Raw genomic sequence first — 17,928 nt, forward strand, 5'->3', positions numbered from 1 at the left:
TTTCGTCGGTTTCGTCCGTTTTTCTTGCTTTACCTGCGACTATGGCTTTCGATTCGTCCGCTTCCGTACGCCGTCGCGCGCGCTATAGGAAACACGAATGACATGCGATTTTCATACGACCACATTGCGGACGTGCGGCGCGTCCGTATGCGGCCGCATGGGCATGGGCACCTCACCAGGCCCCGCATTACGCCGATTCACACGCTAGTTCGCACGCATCGGCTCGCCGCATCAGTTCGCAATCCGCACGCGCCAGCTCACATGCGCACGATGCGGTCCACGATGCGCATGGTGGAATCGCGGTGCGAGACGAGCAGCACCGCGCTCCCCTGCTGCGCCAACGCGTCAATCGATTGCAGAATCACGGATTCGTTGTAGGCGTCGAGGCGACTCGTCGGCTCGTCGAACAACACCAGCGACGCGTTGCGCAGGAAGACGCGAGCCAGGCCGATGCGTTGCCGTTCACCCTCTGAAAGCCGCCCGCCCAACTCGCCGACGGGGGTATCAAGGCCCTGCGGGAGCGAGTCGACCAGTTCAAGCGCGGAAGCCTTGGCGAGCGCGGCGCGCAGCACGTCATCACCGACAGAAAGGGGCGTCCGGGTGGAAAGCACGGAATCAGCGGCATTCCACGAAACGGGAGGAGCGGGCGGGGTAAGGAGCGCTCTGCCGGAAGTCGCGGAATCGTCCGGATCGCCAGCATTATCAGCATTACCAGCCGTATCCGCACCGCCCCTGTCGCAGGCCATAAGCAGGTTTTCACGGATAGTGCCGTCGAACAGGTAGGTTTCCTGCCCCATCATCGTTTGCACGCGACGGCGATGATGCGCGTCGATCTGCGGCAGTGGCACCTCGGACAGTGCGACTAAGCCGGATTGCGGGTCCCAGTAACGCATGAGCAGTTTCAGCAGGGTCGATTTGCCGCGGCCGGACGGGCCTTGGACGCCGAGGATGCCGTGTTGTGGTATGTCGAGCGAGACGTGGTTGAGGATTGGCTCGGCGGATGACTCGGGGGCATCCGCATCGCTTCCGGAAGTTGGAGCCTCGCTCGAATTGCCGTAGCCGAACGTGACGTCGTGCATGGACATGCCGTGGTAGCGCGGCAGGAAATCGCCCCGCTCCTCCACTGCGGGGGTTTCGTCCATCAGCGCGAACAGGCGGCGGGCGGCTGCAAACGTTTGCGTGAGATTGGCCGGCAGCGCGCTCAACGCGAGCGTCGGACCGAACGAGCTGGCCAGCAGCACGAAAGCGGCGGTCAGGCGGGCGGCGGGCGCGGAAAGGACGGTCTGGATGGTCGCAGCTGCAGCGGAAGCGGCGGAAGCGATGGGCATCGTCGTACCGGACGTGACCATCGCCAGCAATGCCGCGATGGCAGTGAACAGTACGACCAGCACCGCGCCGAAGCCTGCGAAATCGCCATTCTTGGCACTCAGCCGGGCGCGGCGGCTCCAGAGCGAGCGCGTGCGTGACGCGATGCCGGCAAGCCGCGCATGGCCTTGGCCGAATCGGATGATTTCGTCGAGACCGCGCATATCGTCGAGCATTTCGTCATCAAGTTGGGCGGATTCGCGGCGAATATCCCCACCGAGACCACCTATCGCCGTGGCGAAGAGTTTCGGCAGCACGATGCCGACGGTCAGGTGCGCGATGACCAGCGTGACAGCGATTGCAGGACTCAGCGTAAGCAATGCGACCGCGTAAAGCACGGTGGTCGCAATGGCGATGACAACCGGCGAAATGGTGTGCGCGAAGAAGATTTCCAGCAGTTCGACGTCGGTGGTAACCAGCGCGATCAAGTCGCCTTTGCCTTTGCCGGACAGTTTGGCGGGCGCGAGGCGACGCAGCGCGGCAAACGTTTTCGACCGGAACAGCGCGAGCAGGCGGAAGGCGACATTGTGGTTCATGTATTGCTCGGCGTAGCGCATGCCGCCGCGGATCAGTGCGCAGATAATCATGGCTGCGATTGCCGCTGGAAGGCTGAGATTCCAGACTTTTGCGCCAGCTGCGGCGAACAGCGCGGCGACGCCGAAAACCGGCAGGAACGTGGCGGCGAGGTGGCCGAGGATGCCGCACGCGCAGGCGATGGCCATGGGTTTGCGCAGTGGGCCGACTTCGCGCAGCAAGCGGGCGATGACTTGGGTTGTTGGCATGTCCGATTTGGCGCCACTGGCGTTCGATTCGGCGGAACCAGACATCCGAGACACGGCAAACGCACCAGACGCATGAGTCATACGCGATACGCGCGGCGCGACGCGACCAGACAATCCCACCCGTTCCACGCTTTCCTGCGCCCGGAACAGCTTGGCATACGTGCCGTCCGCGGCCATGAGATCGTCATGCGCGCCCTGCTCGACGACGACACCCCCATCAAACACTACGACATGGTCCGCGTCGGCCGCGTTCGCCATGCGGTGCGTGACCATCAGCACGGTTGCGCCGGCGTCGGCGAGCGCGCGAATCGTTTGCAAAATCAACGTTTCGCTGTCCGCGTCGACGCTGCTGGTCGCCTCGTCGAAAATATAGACGGCCGACCTGCGCAACAGTACACGGGCGATCGCAATGCGCTGTTTCTGCCCGCCGGACAGATTCGCGCCGTCCTGCGTGATCGGCATATCGAGTCCTCGCGATTGCGCGCGCACGAAATCGTCGATATGCGCGGCTTCCAGCGTCTGCCACAGCTCGTTGTCGGTGGCGTCGGCGCGGGCCATGAGCAGGTTGTCGCGCAGGGTGCCGGCGAACAGGTGGCTGTGCGCGGAGACGATGGAGATTTCGCGGGTGAGCGATGCTGCGGTGAGGTCGCGGATTTGGTGCGATTTCAGGGTTTCACTGTCATCCGGCGCCGCACTGCTTAACATAGCGCCCAGCACTTCGTCCTGCATTCCGGATGGCATTTCGGACAGCAGCACATCGCCTTCATATCCGACAAGCGTGCCGGCAAGCAGCTGGACGGCTGTGGACTTGCCGGAACCGGATGGCCCGACGATCGCAGTGACTTCGCCGGGCAGCGCACGGAGGGCCACGTTGCGCAAGGCGTAGCGCGTTTCGCGCGCGTCACCCGCGCCGCCGCCCTCATCAACGCTGTCCACATCCGCGTTCCGCATATCGGAATGCGATGTGGACGATATACGACGGGGACTCGCAACACCGGCACCCGCAGACCCGGCAGCGTCAGGCCCCGCACCAGCAGCACCCCCAGCATCCACATCCGCGTCCGCATACCGGTACGAAACACCACGAAACTCCACGCCGACACCACGCCCGGAAGCCCCGAATTCCGGCAGTTCCTTGCTGCCATGCTCCGGTTCGGGCGCGTCGAGCAGCGCGAAAATACGTTTCGTGGACGTCATGCCGTTCATCGCAACGTGGAAATACGAGCCGAGCTGTCGCAGCGGAATGAAGAAATCGGCGGCTAGCAGAATCGTCAGCAATACCGCGGCGATCGGCGTCAAACCAAGCGGCAGCACGCCGGACAGCGCGAAAACGCCAGACGGCGAGAGCGAGCCGGATACGAATCGCCATACCGCAACGCCGATGCCGGCGGCCGCGCCACCGTACGCCACGGCATCCATCGCCGTGAGCGAACGCAGTTGGATCTGCAGCACGTTCATGGTCATCACGCGGAACTGTTCGGCCTTCTCGTCCATGACTCGTGCGGCGCGCTCGTCCGCGTCGAAGGTTTTCAGCGTCTCAAGTCCCTGCAGATTGTCGAGGAACGCGGCGCCCATATCCGTGTATTTGCCCCAGTATTTCTTGAATACGCGGGCAGCACGCATCGCCACCATGCCGACGATGAGCACGATGAGCGGCGCGCAGGCGAGCAGCGTCGCGGCGGTGGGCAGGTCGATCGGCGCAAGCACGGCGAACAGCGTGATGGGGGCGAGCACGGCGTAGCACAGTTGCGGCAGGAACAGTTCGAAGAAGCTTTGGATTTGTTCGATGCCTTCGCCCGCGGACTGCACCACGCCGGCGGTGCGCACGCGCTGCGCGTAGGACGGGCCGAGCGCGAGCATCTTATTGAACAGTTTCTCACGCAGCGCGAGTTTGACGCGTTCGGCGGCCTCGCTACCGAAACGTGCGGCGGCGCGAATGGTGACGAATCGCACGACCGCGGCAATAAGAATAATGACGATGCAGGGCGCGGTGGCGGACGGTACGGGCGCGAACAGCGGTTGCAGCATACGCACCACAGCCACGGCGAAGGCGATGTTGGCCACGAGGCCCAGCCATTGGCAGGCGACTTTCGCCGCGATCAATCGACCGACGCCGTCAGCCAAGGAAAACAGCCGCTTGTCGAACATCATGCCCCTTTTCCAATCGTTTGCAATCCCGCCATCCGCTCCAAGCGTATCGGGCATACCGACGAAAGGCAATGACGGAACGGCAATCGCAGAAAATCGTCGGAAAAATATAGAAAACCATCAGAACTCGCAAGCAAATGCACAACAGCAAAACCACAGAAAACCAAGGGAACGGCGAAAAGTGAGGCGGCTGAATGTTTGCCGTTGAGCAAACAGCCTAGGCGCAAGGGGTAGTTGCGCCAAGCTTGAGTGTACACGGAACATGTTGTGGTTCGCAACGTCACTCCGCCCAGTTTTGCCGCATTTTCCACCGTTTTCGCCCGTAAGGGCCACCCCTCTCGAACCCGTCGCGCAACCCGTTGGACACCCTGCGATCGAACGCGTCAAACCTTTTTTCGAGATGATGCATCCGTGTACCAATCCCCCGTTCCGTTGACGTTTCGTGCCACTTTGTCAGTTCAAACAAACCCGTCGCCGTATTTCTTGTTGTTTCTTACAATGCGGACTTACGTCACCGTAACTTACGATATGCGAGGCGCGACACAGGACGCGAAAAGCACGTCACCGATCACCGCAATCGCAGCGATCGCATATATCGCAAAACCCACGAAAACCGCGGAAACGCAAGAAAAGAGAACACTTCATGCTCACCGAGTACACGACCCCGGGCGCATCCGTCGAAGTACGCGACGACGAATCCATCTACTCCCTGCTTACCGAACGCATCAAGCGCACCGGCGAAGACACCGTGATCGCGGAACGCAAAACCGCTCCGGGCCAGTGGACCAAGGTGACGACCGGCGAATTCCACAAGAATGTGCTCTCCGCGGCCAAAGGCCTGATCGCGTTCGGCATCGGCAAGGGGGATGCCGTCACCCTCTTCTCCACCACCCGTTACGAGTGGGGCGTGCTTGATTTCGCACTGGCCGCAATCGGCGCGGTCAATGTGCCGATCTATGACACCGATTCCGCGGCGCAGGCCGAACGCATTCTCAACGATTCCAACGTGAAGCTCGCCATCGCCGACGATCGCGAACGCTTCGACCGTCTTGATTCCGTGATTGGCCGCTGCCCGTCTCTGAAGCATATTCTGATGCTCGACGCCAATGCCATGGGCGCGCTGGAGGGATTGGGCGTCACCGTGTCCGACGAAGAGCTGGATGCGCGTATCAAGTCGGTTCGTGCCGACGATCTGGCCACCATCGTGTACACGTCCGGCTCCACGGGGGCACCGAAGGGTGCCGAGCTGTCGCATCGCAATTTCGTGTCGATCACGCGTGCCGGCAGCCTTGCGCTGCACGAGATGATTCTTGAAGACCATCCGCGTCTGCTGCTGTTCCTGCCGCTCGCCCACTGCTTCGCGCGCTTCATCCAGTACGCGTCGATCGCTTCCGATGACGGCGTGGTCGGCTATCTGCCGGACACCAAGACGCTGCTGCCGGATGTGCGTTCGTTCGAGCCGACGTACCTGCTGGGCGTGCCGCGCGTGTTCGAGAAGGTGTACAATGCGGCTTCCCGCAAGGCCGGCATGGGTTGGAAGGGCCGCCTGTTCCTCAAGGCCGCCGAATCCGCGCGCGACTGGTCGCGCATGCAGCAGGCTGGCGAGAAACCGACCATGAAGCAGACCGCCGAACACCTGTCGTATGAGGCGTCCGTATACCACACCGTGCGTGGCGCGTTGGGCCCGCGTATCCGTTATGTGGCGTGCGGTGGCGCTCCGCTGGACGTGTCGCTGGCGCATTTCTTCAATGGCATCGGCCTGCCGATGATCCAGGGCTACGGTATGACGGAAACCGCGGCGCCGTTTGCCGCGACCCGCGTCACGGACAATGCGATCGGTACCGTCGGCCAGCCTGCGCCGGGATCGTCCGTGCGTATTTCCGACGATGGCGAGCTGCAGGTCAAGGGACCGAACGTGTTCATGGGTTACCACAATCTGCCGGAGAAAACGGCCGAGGTGTTCACCGAGGACGGTTGGCTGCGCACCGGCGATCTTGCGTCGATCGACGATGAGGGTCGTATTACGATTACGGGCCGCAAGAAGGACATCATCATCACCGCCGGCGGCAAGAACGTGTCGCCGATTCCGATGGAGCAGGAGATTGCGAAGTGTCCGATTGTGGAGCATGCCGTGGTGGTGGGCGATAATCGTCCGTTCATCGGCGCGCTGGTCACGCTCGATCCGGAAGGATTGGCGGCCTGGCTGCCGTCCGTGGGCCTGTCCGCGGATACGCCGCTTGACCGCGTGGCGGCTACCGCCGCCGTTCATGACGAGATTCAGAAGTATGTGGACAAGGCGAACGCGACGGTTTCGCGCGCCGAATCCGTGCGTAAGTTCGTGGTGCTGGATGCGCAGTTCACGCAGGAGAACAAGTGCCTGACGCCGTCGCTGAAGGTGGTGCGTCCGGCAGTGAACCGCGTGTTCGCCGACGTGATCGACCAGCAGCTGTACGCCGGCAAGCGCTGAGCCGCACATAGGTAAACAAAAACAGCACGGCGGGGAACGCTGCGTACAAAAGTACGTCAACTTCCCCGCCGTGCTGTTTTTTAAGCGCACCCCGTATCGCTGAGATAACGCGTGCGGTAACAGTGCGGCAGGAAACGCCGGCGTACGAAGGTACGTCAAGTTTCCTGCCGTGCTGTTAAACGCTCCGTTATTTCAGTGACGGTTGTTGAGGCGGTGGTACATTTCGCTCAGCTCCAGCTCCTTCTCGAACTGGCGGGCGTTGGTGTTCTCGTCGATGACGGCGAGTTCGACGCCGGCGATGCGGGCGAAGTCCTCCCAAGCCTCACGACCGACGGACGTGGTCATGCAGGTGTGGTGGGAGCCACCGGCGGTGATCCAGCACTGCACGGCGGTCTTCAGGTCCGGCTTCGGCTTCCACACGGCGCGGGCGCACGGCAGGTTCTTCAGGGAGCCCTGCGGTTCGACGATGGTGACCTCGTCCATGAGCAGGCGGAAGCGTTCGCGCTCGTCGGCCATGGAGACCACGACGGCGTCGGCCGGCTTGCCGGAGAACACCAGACGGACCGGGTCGGACTTGCCGCCGATGCCCAGCGGGTAGATCGCCAGCTTCGGCTTGGCGATGGTGCCGATGGACGGGGAGACTTCCAGCATGTGGGAGCCCATGTCGAACTCGTTGCCCGGCACGAAGTTGTAGGAGTAGTCCTCCATCAGGGAGGCGCCACCCTCAAGGCCGTAGCCCATCACGGCGCCGATGCGCACCAGCACGGAGGTCTTCCAATCGCCTTCGGCGGAGAAGCCCCAGCCGTACTCGGACGGGAAGCGCTGCGGGCCGACGCCCGGCAGCTGCGGCAGGGTGCCGAGGTCCTCGAAGTTGTCGACGCCGGCGGTGCAACCGTTCTCACGCATCATGTTGACCATGGCGGCCTCTTCCTTGGCTGCGATGAACAGCTCATCGTAGCGGGAGTCGAGCAGTTCGGGGGCCACGTCGTACTTGGCCTTGTAGTCCTCGATGAGGTCCTTGACCTGGCTGTCCTTGACCTTCTCGTAGGCGGCGACGAGGTCGTTGACGGCCCAGGTGTTGATCGAAGCGCCGAACACGCGCTCGGCTTCGGTCTTGTCACCTTCGGTGACGGCCACGTTGCGCATGTTGTCGCCCCAACGCATGACCTTCATGTTCTGGGAGGCATCCCAGCCGGCGCAGGCGCGAGCCCAGGTGCCGACCTTTTCGGCGACTTCCGGATCGGTGTAGTGGCCGACGACGATCTTGCGCGGAATGCCGAGACGGGACACGATGTAGCCGAACTCACGGTCGCCGTGGGCGGCCTGGTTCAGGTTCATGAAGTCCATGTCGATGGTCTCCCACGGAATCTCCTTGTGGTGCTGGGTGGCCAGCTGCAGCAGCGGCTTGGTGAGCACTTCGAGGCCGCGGATCCACATCTTGGCCGGGGAGAAGGTGTGGCACCAGGTGATCACGCCGATGACGTTCGGGTTGGCGGAGGCTTCGGTCATGAACGCCTTGACGCCGTCGGAGGACTTCAGGGTCGGCTTGAGCACGATCTTGGCCGGAATCTTGCCGGTCGCGTTGAGGAAGTCGACCATCTCGCCGGTCTGCTGGGCCACCTGGCGCAGCGCCTCCTCGCCGTAGAGGTCCTGCGATCCGACGCCGAACCAGATTTCCTTGCCTTCAAATGGGTTTTCCATTGCCATGTTGGATTATTCCTTACTTCGTTGTTGGGTTTGTCGTTTCGGTTTCCGCTACGTCAGTGCTGGCCGTAGACGTTGGTGTAGCGGTCGTTAAGGCTATCGATGTCTTCCTGGGAGATCGGGATGATGTCTCCGAGCTGCTTGGCGGCCCACATGGTGTGCGCCACCTCTTCGGTCATGGCGGCGGCCTTGACGGCGGCTTCCGCGTCCTTGCCGATGGTGAACGGACCATGGTTCTGCATGAGCACGGCCGGGGACTTCGGATACTTCTTCAGGGTTTCGACCACGCCTTCGCCGATGGCTTCGGAGCCGATGAGGCGGAACGGTCCGACCGGCACCGGGCCGCCGAACTCGTCGCCCATCATAGTCAGGCCGCACGGAATGTTCTGGCCGGTGGCCGCCCATGCGGTGGCGTAGGTGGAGTGGGTATGCACCACGCCGTACACGTCGGGCATGTGGCGGTAGATGTACGCGTGGGACGCGGTGTCGGAGCTCGGCGCTTCGGCACCGTCGACCACGTTGCCGTCGAGGTCGCACACGACCATCGAGCTCGGGGTGAGGTACTCGTAGCGCAGTCCGGACGGCTTGATGACCATCAGGTCGGCGGTGTGCAGGCGCTGCGAGACGTTGCCTGCGGTCCACACCACCAGATTCCACTTGATGAGCTGCTCGTGCAGGGTGGCGACCACTTCGCGCACCTGCTTGACTTCAGCTCGTACTTCCGGGCCGTAATCAGCCAACGTTGCCATATTATGTTCCTTTCGTCAGGCTTGCTGTTGTTACGATGGACGGTTATTTGGTTTCCAGCGGGATGCTTTCGATGGCGGCATGCTCGATCGGCAGCCCCTTGCGGAAGCGGTCGAAGAAGGCTTCGAAGCCGGCCACGTCGTTGGCGTCCGGCGCTTCCGTGGTGGAGGCCGCGTCGGCGAAGACGCGGGTGTCGAGGTAGTCGGCGAGCGGCTGGTCGGCGTGCCACAGATAGTCGGCGAGCACGGCCATACCCCACGCTCCGCCTTCGGCGGCGGTGGCCATGACCTTGATCGGGGTGTCGAATGCGGCGGCGAGAATCTTCTGCGCGACCTTCGGCGTGGTGAAGATGCCACCGTGGCCGACGAGCGAGTCGACGGCGACGCCTTCGTCCTTGGTCATCACATCCATGCCGATCTTGACCGGCGAGAAGGCGCTGAACAGCTGGGTTCTCATGAAGTTGCCGAGGCTCATGCGCGCCTCCGGGCTGCGGGCGAACAGCGGTCGGCCTTCCGGCAGGCCAGCCAGGAATTCGCCGGAGCGGAACGGATAGTTGAGCAGACCACCGCAGTCGGCGTCGACATCGTCCGCGATCGCGGCGCGGAACAGCGTGCCGTACAGCGTGCCGGCATCGACCGGCTGGCCGATCGCGGCGGCGAACTGTCCGAACAGGCCGACCCAGGCGTTGAGATCGGAAGTGAAGTTGTTGGCGTGGCTCATGCCGGCCAGGTCGCCGGCTGGGGTGGTGACGAGGTCGACTTCCGGATGCAGGCGCGCCAGCTTGTGCTCGAGCACGACCATGGCGAAAATCGAAGTGCCGGCGGAGACGTTGCCGGTGCGCACGCGCACGGAGTTGGTGGCGACCATGCCGGTGCCCGCGTCGCCTTCCGGCGGGGCGAGGACGACGCCCGGCTGAAGGGTGCCGGTCGGGTCGAGCAGTTTGGCGCCTTCGGCGGTGAGCGTGCCGGCCGGGGTGCCCGCCACGAGCGGACGGGGCAGCAGGTTCTCAAGCTTCCACGGCTGCGCGGCGACTTCCTCGATCGCGTCGAATCGCTTGATGAACTCGGTTTCGTAGGTATGGGTGGCCGGGTCGATGGGGAACATGCCGGAGGCGTCGCCCACGCCGAGCACCTTCTCGCCGGTGAGCTTCCAGTGCACGTAGCCGGCGAGTGTGGTGATGTAGTCCACCTTGGAGACGTGCTCCTCGTGGTTGAGCACTGCCTGGTAGAGGTGTGCCACGGACCAGCGTTCCGGAATGTTGTACTGGAACAGCTCGGAAAGCTTCTCGTGGGCTTCGTGGGTGTTGGTGTTCTGCCAGGTGCGGAACGGCACGAGCAGTTCGCCGGACTTGTCGAAGGCGAGGTAGCCGTGCATCATGGCGGAGAAGCCGATGTGCCCCACGTGGGTCAACCGTTCGCCATAGGCGGTTTCGACGTCGCCGGCCATCCGGGCGTATGCGGTCTGCAAACCCTTCCAGATTTCCTCCTGGGTGTAGCTCCACAGCCCGTCCTCGAGATGGCTGGCCCACTCATAGTCGCCCGCCGCGATGGTGTGGTAGGCGTCATCGATGAGCACCGCCTTGATGCGGGTGGAGCCGAACTCGATGCCCAGGCTCGTCTTGCCTGCGCGGATCTTCTCGGCGGTCACTGCGACCTGCTCTTGCGTCATAGTTCACGAACTCCTTGCGTCCGAGCGCCTCGCAACCACTCTGTCAACTGAATGTTAGCGCTCACTGTTAACGCTCACTATTGTAGGCACAAACCCGTGACGCACCAAATCCGACGTGTCATCGGAGCAATGAATATATAAACAAATCGAGAAGAAGCAGCGCCTTAGCGGCGGCGGACAGGACCCAGGGAGCTGCGGTTGACCATCTGCGCCGACACCAGTCCGACGCCATGCTGCGATGATCCGAAGGAGTTCTCCTCCCCCGCGCCCAGCAAGTACAGCGTCTCGCGCATGGCGGCGACACCCAGCTGCTCAAAGCCGGGGCGGACCGTGGTCAGCGGCGGGAACATATTGTCCATGGCAGGCATGTCGTCGAAACCCACTAGGCTCACATCCTGCGGAATGCGCACGCCATGCTCATGCAGCGCGCGGGCCACACCCACGGCCTGGCTGTCGTTGGCGCAGACCATGCATGTCGGCAGATTGCCGCCGGTGCGGCCGATGTTGTCGAGAATGTGGTTCATCTTGCCGTACGCTTCAGAGGATTCCCAGGTCTCACACTGCACCGTCACGGAATTGACTGCATTGGCCGCGCATAGCTTGTTCCATGCCAGCAGGCGCGTCGCCGCGTCGCGCCACTCCTTGGGACCGGCGAAATACAGCACCGAACGGTGCCCGTATTCCACGACTAGATGCATCACGTCGGCCATCGCGGACCATTGGTCCATGCCGACGACGGATACGCGGCGGCGGTCGGCGGACTTCATCAGCCGCAGGCCGTCCTGCACGCCGATGCCACCGTGCGTGGATGTGACGATCACACGAGGCTGCGCGATCCGCGTCCGGCATGCCGCGGAGAACATGACATCGGTGGGCGTGAGGAAGATGAACGCATCGACGTTCATCTCGTCGAAGGTGCGGCACAGGTCGTCGAATTCCTCCTGCGAGCACAGCGCCTCATGCACCATGCTCACCGTCACGAACAGGCCATGCTGGCGGGCCATCGTCTCAATCGCGGAAATCGTGGAAATCGGGCCATAGAAATGCTGGCCGCCGGCGATCAGGCCGATGGTGCGGGACCGGTGCGAGGCGAGCGCGCGGGCGGAGTTGCTGGGACGGTATCCGAGCTGGTCGATGGCCTTCTGCACCTTCTCGCGGGTGGCGTCGGAGACGTCCGGCGAATGGTTGATGACGCGCGAGACCGTCTGGTGGCTCACACCAGCCAGCTTCGCCACTTCGAACATCGAAGGACGCTTATTGCCCGCATTGCGTTTGCCTGCCATGCCCCGTCGCCTTTCGCACACAACTGTTGGTACGTTCGCCTATTGTACACGCAACTTCAGTTAGCGCTAACAACCCTCATGCTCCAAGGATGCGGCACACTGCGCGCAGGCTACCGCACGGCCGCCAAAGCACGCAGACGCGCCGCGAAGTTGGGCCAATCGGTGCGCATGGCGGTCAGCAGCTTGCGGTTGGGCACGTCATCGACCGGCACCCATTCGATCTCCATGCTTTCGTCGTCGTTGGCCTTGGGCTCGACACGATGCCCCGGCTTTTCGAAGGCGAACACCGTGGTATACGACCATGGGCCGTGGTCCTCGCAGTATGAGCCGACCACGTCGATGTCCTCCGGCGTGATGTTGGCTTCCTCGTACGATTCACGCAACGCGCCCTCAATCGGGCTTTCGCCGTCGGCGGTGGCACCGCCGGGAATGCCCCACGTGCCGCCTTCCGCGCTCCATACCGCGCGGTGCTGCATGACGACGTGCGTCACCTCACCGGTCGTCTCACTGCGGCGGGCCAAGAGCACGCCGGACGCGCCGTTCGTGCCCCAATGCTTGCGACCGCAGGCGCAATCGACCCAGCCGTCTCCCGGCTGGTGCACGTTCTCCTTGGGCGGCAGCGGCTTCGCGGCACCCGTTTTCGCATCATATTCGGCGTCCGGCACAAGGTCGGAGCGGGTGACGTTCCACAGGTCGGTCCATTCGACGCCCAATTGCGCCGCCAGACGGCGCGCCAACGGCAGGCTCAGGCCGATGATGCCGTGCGGATCGCCTTCGATCGAGTCGATGAACGCGCCGCCGAAACCTTCCAAAGTGAACGATCCGGCCACTTCCAGCGGCTCGCCGGTGGCGATGTAGCGTTCGATATCCAGGTCGGAATATTCGCAGAAGTGCAGGGTCGCTTTGCTGGCGCCGCGCACCATGCGGCCCGACGCGAAGTCGATGAGGCAATGGCCGGTCCACAGCTCGCCGGTGGCACCGCGCATGGCACGCAGCCGTTCGCGCGCTACCTCTTCGCTATGCGGCTTGCCGTAGCATTCGCCGTCCAGCAGGAACATGGAATCGCAGCCGAGAATCAGCGGGCCGGCCTTCGAACGGGTCAGGCTCGGACGGCCATCCACGAAATCGGCGATCGGCTCGGCGACGGTGGGAATGGCGATGCCGGAGAAATCGCGGGTCTTCGTCTCGTCGGCGGACTGCGCGCTGTCCGTGCGTGCGGCTGTGCCCGCCGAGGATGCGTCGCGATCGTCTGCTGCCCGGAGCGGGAAGCCGACCACGCGCTCCCCGCGCGCGTGCGCCGCGGTATCGGCGATGTTGCGATACGCCTGGTGCACGGCCTCGGCCTTCGCCGTGGCGAGAATCATCACACGCTGTTCGACGCTCAGGTCGTTCACGGTGACGCCAAGCGCGGCCGCCTCGCGTTCGAGCGCGGCAGGCTCGTCGACGTGCGAGACACGGATGGTCGGGCAGATGCCGGCGGAGAACAGCACGTCACGGCGTGGACGGGACTGGGAGGCGAGAATCAGCGGGATGCTCATGCGCGTTCCACCTGCACACCCTTGGTGTCGACCGCGAGATGCAGCACACGCCAATGGCCGGATGCCAGCTCTTCGGCGGCGATCCGTTCGAGTTCCTCGTGGGCGTCGCCATGGTGCAGCACAAGCACGCATGGGCCGGCGCCGGACACGGTGGAGGCGAAGCCGTGGGAGCGCATCTTCTCGATCAGCGCCCAGGACGGCTCCATCAGCGAGGCGCGGTACGGCTGATGCAGGCGGTCCTGCGTGGCCGCGAACAGCAGTGCGTTGGCGTTCTGACGCGAGCCGGAGGCCAGCATCGCGGGGTTCATGGCGGCCGGCAGTAGGCTCACACGGGAGACGTTGTGCACGGCGTCCTTGAACGGAATCTCAGTCGGCAACGCCTGACGGGCCTTTTCGGTGGACAGCTCGTAGTCCGGCACGAACACGGCCGCGGTCAGATCGTCCGCCACGCGGTAATTGATGGTATGGAAGCCGTTGTGCATCGGCTCGCCGCCTGGAATCGGCACGGATCCGACACCTTCCGCGGTCTCCATGTCCCAGGACATGGTCAGGCCGCCGTACACGGCCGGGGCCACGTTGTCCGGATGGCCTTCGATGGCGGCGGCCAGCTCGAACACGGCGTCGCGGTTGAGGTCGTCGTCCTGCGCGAAGGCTGCCGCGGCGGCGATGCCGGCGACGATGGCCTCGGCGGAGGAGCCCATGCCTCGCGCCTGCGGGATGTTGTTGTGCGCCTGCAGGATGAATCCGACGCGTCCCAGGCCGAAGGTCTGGCATGCGCGGCGGAACGTGGAGACCACCAGGTGCGTCTCGTCACGTGGCAGGGTGTCCTCGCCCTCGCCTTCGATCATCACCTGCGCCGCGGTGTTCACCGGGTCGGCGCTCAGCGTGAATTCAAGCTCGTCATGATAGTCCAAGGCCAAACCGACCGTATCGAAACCGGAGCCAAGATTGGCGCTGGTGGCCGGAACCTTCACACGCACCTTGCGGGTAACTGGAGTCATCTCTCGTCGTCCTTCGTCACATCTTCATTACAAATCAAGCACCGTATACCGTGGCAGTGCCAGAGTCAAATTTCAGGGGGAACCGCACCCGTGCATCGTATTCGGGCCCATGACGGCGGCTTGGCATGGCTTGCATGTCAATCGCATCATGGGCCCGAATCGCATCCGATATCAGTTCAGCACGCGCAGGATCGACGGCTCTCCGCACACGCAATCCAGCTCGCACACGTCCTTGACGGTTTCGCGCAGGGTGAGCTCGTCGGTCATGTGGGTGACCAGACGCAGCTGCTGCAGCTCGCCGTCATAGCCCGGATCCTTCAGCGTCGGCTTCAGATCCTGGTTCACGCCGTTGATGGACACGCCATGGTCGGCGAACTTGGCTGCGATCGCGGCGAGCACGCCCGGATTGTCGTGAATCACGAAACGGACCGCGAACTCGGCCTTGGACGCCTCGATCGGAGCCTTCTTCAGATCCTTGTACAGCGGGATGGACGGACCGGTGCAGCCCTGTGCGATATGGCGGGCTTCGGTGACCACGTCGCCGACGACCGCGGAGGCGGTCGGAGCGCCGCCGGCGCCGCGGCCGTAGAACATGAGGTCGTCCGCGGCTTCGGCCTTGACGAACACGGCGTTGAAGGAGCCGTGCACGGAGGCCAGCGGATGGGTGTTGGAGATCAGTGCCGGGTAGACGCGCGCGGACACGCCGGCATCGGTGTTCTCCACGACGGCGAGCAGCTTGATCACCTTGTTTTCCGCGGTGGCGGCGGCGATGTCGTCGGCGGTGATCTTGGTGATGCCCTCGACGGAGACGTCGTCGATGGTGACGGAGGTGTGGAAGCCGAGGGTGGCCATGATCGCGGCCTTGTTGGCCGCGTCGTAGCCCTCGATGTCGCCGGTCGGATCGGCTTCGGCGTAGCCCTTAGCCTGCGCGTCCTTGAGCACGTCATCGAAGTCGAGGCCCTTGGTGGTCATCTCGTCGAGGATGTAGTTGGTGGTGCCGTTGACGATGCCGAGCATGCTCGTCACCTTGTCTCCGACGAGGGATTCGCGCAGCGGCTTGAGGAACGGGATGGCGCCGCCCACGGAGGCTTCGAAGTAGATGTCGACGCCCTTGGCTTCGGCGGCCGCGTAGATCTCCGGACCATACTTGGCCAGCAGCGCCTTGTTGGCGGTGACCACGGAGGCGCCGGATTCGATGGCGGCGAGCACGAACTTGCGTGCCACGCCGGTGCCGCCGATCAGCTCGATGACGATGTCGGAATTGGTGGCCACGCTCATGGTGTCGGTGGTCACGATGGCCTTGTCGATCCACGGGAACGGATCGGTTTCCACCGGGTCGAGGCAGGCGACGCCGGTCAGCTCGATCGGTCGTCCGATACGTGCGGCAAGCTCGTCCTTCTGCTCGACCAGCAGGCGTGCGGTCTGGGAACCAACGGTACCTGCGCCCAGCAATCCAACGCGAATCGGCGCAACATCTTCCTGTGCCAAGGCATCCTCCCTTGAATGTGAAGTATTGGTGTGACCTTGCTTATTGTACGGTCTCAATATGACGTAAGGCCGCGGAATATCAAGAAAATGGACGGTTTCCGAAGCTTTCCCCGCAAGGAAGCCCGAAAACCGTCCATACCGTGAGACGCAATCGTGGACTATTCGCTGACGTCCCAGCTCAGCAGATCGTCGATCGTCTGCCGGCGGATCATGACGTGTGCGCCGGCCTCGCCGACGCCGACCACGGCGGGAATCAGCGCCTGGTTGTAGTTGCTGGCCATCGTGCGGCCGTATGCGCCGGTGACCGGCACCGCGAGGATGTCGCCACGCTTGATGTCGGCGGGCAGCCGCACCTCGTTGACGACGATATCTCCCGATTCGCAGTGCATGCCGACCACGCGGCACAGCTTGGTCTGCTCGCTTCCCTTGCGGTTGGCCAGACGCGCGGTGTAGTCGGAGCCGTACAGCGCCGGACGAATGTTGTCGCTCATGCCGCCATCCACGGACACGTACACACGTTCCGTCACCGGATTGCCTGACTTGTCTTTCGCCTCGCCGGAAAGCTCGACCGGCTTGACGGTGCCCACGCGGTACAGCGTGACGCCGGTGGGGGCCACCGTCCAGCGGCCCGGCTCGAAGGAGATGACCGGGGCCGGCATGCCGAGCGCGCGGTTCACGGTGCTGACCGCGTCGGCGAGCCTGCCGAGCTCCACGTCGATGTCCATGGAATCCTCGCCGTCGGTGTAGGCCACGGAATAGCCGCCGCCCAGATCGACCTCCGGCAGGGTGTACGCATCGGTGGCGTAGAAGGTCTTGCGCAGCAGCATCATGCGCTTGGCCGCCTGGATGAAAGCGTCCGCGTCATGGATGTTGGAGCCGATATGCGAGTGCACGCCGACCAGTTCGAGCACGTCCTGGCGGCGGTAGATGTCCTTGAGCACGGCGAGCGCCGGGCCGTCGGCCACCATGGTCATGGCTTCGGCGAGCCTGCGGTCGCCTTCGGAGACCTTCTCGTGGCTCAAATCGTACGGGTATTTGATGTCGTACTGCAGCTCGCGTTGCGCATGGACTTCGGAGGCGTGTTCGCCGAGTCGTGCATTCGAGCCGGCGGGCGTCACGTCGGTGAGGTCGTCGAGCACGCCGAGTTTGCCGGCGTCGGCTCCGGCGGGCAGCAGGGCCACGCCGAACTTCTGGTCCTCGTGGGCGGTGGACACGAATTCGTGGCCGCCGGCGTGGATGCCGGAGGTGACGCGCAGCATGACGCGGGCGCGCTTGCCGAGCCGCTTGGCGATCGCGGCGATGCGTGCCGGCTCATCCGGCTCGTCGATCACGATTTTGTTGAAGCCCTGTTCGATGGCGAGTTCGATTTCCGCGTCGGACTTGTTGTTGCCGTGCAGCACGAGCCGGCGGCCGGGGACACCCGCGGCGAGCGCGATGCGCATCTCGCCCATGGTGCAGGTGTCGATGAGCATGCCGGATTCGGTGACGATTCGGCAGATTTCCTTGCTTAGCAGCGCTTTGCCGGCGAAGCTGACGTGGGTGACGGTGTTGTTGAACGCGTGGGACGCGGCGTGCACGAATTTCGTGGCGCGGGCGCGCACGTCGTCGGTGTCGATGACGTAGAGCGGCGAGCCGAATTCGTCGAGCAGGCTTGCGGCGGTGCGGCCGTGGAAGGTGATCTCACCTTCGGCGTTCACGGCCGAGCCGGCCGGCCAGATTGGACTCACAGACATGGTT

Annotated in this window: 10 protein-coding genes; 1 reads left to right on the forward strand and 9 read right to left on the reverse strand. The window is 63.7% G+C overall.

Features of this window, described 5'->3' with window-relative positions; genetic code table 11:
* Positions 1 to 257 precede the first annotated feature (257 nt).
* Complete coding sequence (locus KSX58_RS07895; RefSeq protein ID WP_217752073.1) at positions 258 to 4,295, reverse strand: ATP-binding cassette domain-containing protein; 4,038 nt, start codon at positions 4,293 to 4,295, stop codon at positions 258 to 260.
* 643 nt (positions 4,296 to 4,938) lie between these two features.
* Between KSX58_RS07895 and KSX58_RS07900 the strand changes: the two genes are divergently transcribed.
* Positions 4,939 to 6,762, forward strand: a complete 1,824-nt coding sequence (locus KSX58_RS07900; RefSeq protein ID WP_035011338.1) for a long-chain fatty acid--CoA ligase — start codon at positions 4,939 to 4,941, stop codon at positions 6,760 to 6,762.
* A 192-nt stretch (positions 6,763 to 6,954) separates the two neighbouring features.
* Here KSX58_RS07900 and araA read toward each other — a convergent pair whose 3' ends face one another.
* From araA to KSX58_RS07940, 8 genes are all read right to left on the reverse strand, one after another.
* Positions 6,955 to 8,469 carry an L-arabinose isomerase gene (gene araA, locus KSX58_RS07905; protein ID WP_003809815.1) on the reverse strand — a complete coding sequence of 505 codons (1,515 nt, stop codon included), beginning with the start codon at positions 8,467 to 8,469 and terminating at the stop codon, positions 6,955 to 6,957.
* 53 nt (positions 8,470 to 8,522) lie between these two features.
* Positions 8,523 to 9,215: an L-ribulose-5-phosphate 4-epimerase gene (locus tag KSX58_RS07910; protein WP_003809816.1), complete on the reverse strand. Its 693-nt coding sequence runs from the start codon at positions 9,213 to 9,215 to the stop codon at positions 8,523 to 8,525.
* A 43-nt stretch (positions 9,216 to 9,258) separates the two neighbouring features.
* Complete coding sequence (locus tag KSX58_RS07915) at positions 9,259 to 10,881, reverse strand: xylulokinase (protein ID WP_011743705.1); 1,623 nt, start codon at positions 10,879 to 10,881, stop codon at positions 9,259 to 9,261.
* A gap of 164 nt (positions 10,882 to 11,045) precedes the next feature.
* Positions 11,046 to 12,164 (reverse strand): LacI family DNA-binding transcriptional regulator, encoded by a 1,119-nt coding sequence (locus KSX58_RS07920; RefSeq protein ID WP_038445162.1) that lies wholly within the window; start codon positions 12,162 to 12,164, stop codon positions 11,046 to 11,048.
* A gap of 110 nt (positions 12,165 to 12,274) precedes the next feature.
* Positions 12,275 to 13,702: a Maf family protein gene (locus tag KSX58_RS07925; protein WP_055054972.1), complete on the reverse strand. Its 1,428-nt coding sequence runs from the start codon at positions 13,700 to 13,702 to the stop codon at positions 12,275 to 12,277.
* Positions 13,699 to 14,703 (reverse strand): homoserine kinase, encoded by a 1,005-nt coding sequence (gene thrB, locus KSX58_RS07930; RefSeq protein ID WP_003809823.1) that lies wholly within the window; start codon positions 14,701 to 14,703, stop codon positions 13,699 to 13,701. The genes KSX58_RS07925 and thrB overlap by 4 nt, the downstream gene beginning before the upstream one ends.
* 171 nt (positions 14,704 to 14,874) lie before the next feature.
* Entirely contained in the window at positions 14,875 to 16,191 is a 1,317-nt protein-coding gene (locus KSX58_RS07935) for a homoserine dehydrogenase (RefSeq protein WP_042990582.1), read from the reverse strand.
* Positions 16,192 to 16,349: 158 nt separating this feature from the next.
* Complete coding sequence (locus KSX58_RS07940; protein WP_217736125.1) at positions 16,350 to 17,924, reverse strand: diaminopimelate decarboxylase; 1,575 nt, start codon at positions 17,922 to 17,924, stop codon at positions 16,350 to 16,352.
* Between the last annotated feature and the right edge of the window lie 4 nt (positions 17,925 to 17,928).

The sequence above is a fragment of the Bifidobacterium sp. MSK.17.10 genome (assembly GCF_019129655.1).
Classification (GTDB): domain Bacteria; phylum Actinomycetota; class Actinomycetes; order Actinomycetales; family Bifidobacteriaceae; genus Bifidobacterium; species Bifidobacterium adolescentis.

Coding starts and splice junctions, on each gene's coding strand:
- KSX58_RS07895 (WP_217752073.1), bottom strand. CDS start 4,295: ATGTTCGACAAGCGGCTGTTTTCCTTGGCTGACGGCGTCGGTCGATTG.
- KSX58_RS07900 (WP_035011338.1), top strand. CDS start 4,939: ATGCTCACCGAGTACACGACCCCGGGCGCATCCGTCGAAGTACGCGAC.
- araA (WP_003809815.1), bottom strand. CDS start 8,469: ATGGCAATGGAAAACCCATTTGAAGGCAAGGAAATCTGGTTCGGCGTC.
- KSX58_RS07910 (WP_003809816.1), bottom strand. CDS start 9,215: ATGGCAACGTTGGCTGATTACGGCCCGGAAGTACGAGCTGAAGTCAAG.
- KSX58_RS07915 (WP_011743705.1), bottom strand. CDS start 10,881: ATGACGCAAGAGCAGGTCGCAGTGACCGCCGAGAAGATCCGCGCAGGC.
- KSX58_RS07920 (WP_038445162.1), bottom strand. CDS start 12,164: ATGGCAGGCAAACGCAATGCGGGCAATAAGCGTCCTTCGATGTTCGAA.
- KSX58_RS07925 (WP_055054972.1), bottom strand. CDS start 13,702: ATGAGCATCCCGCTGATTCTCGCCTCCCAGTCCCGTCCACGCCGTGAC.
- thrB (WP_003809823.1), bottom strand. CDS start 14,703: ATGACTCCAGTTACCCGCAAGGTGCGTGTGAAGGTTCCGGCCACCAGC.
- KSX58_RS07940 (WP_217736125.1), bottom strand. CDS start 17,924: ATGTCTGTGAGTCCAATCTGGCCGGCCGGCTCGGCCGTGAACGCCGAA.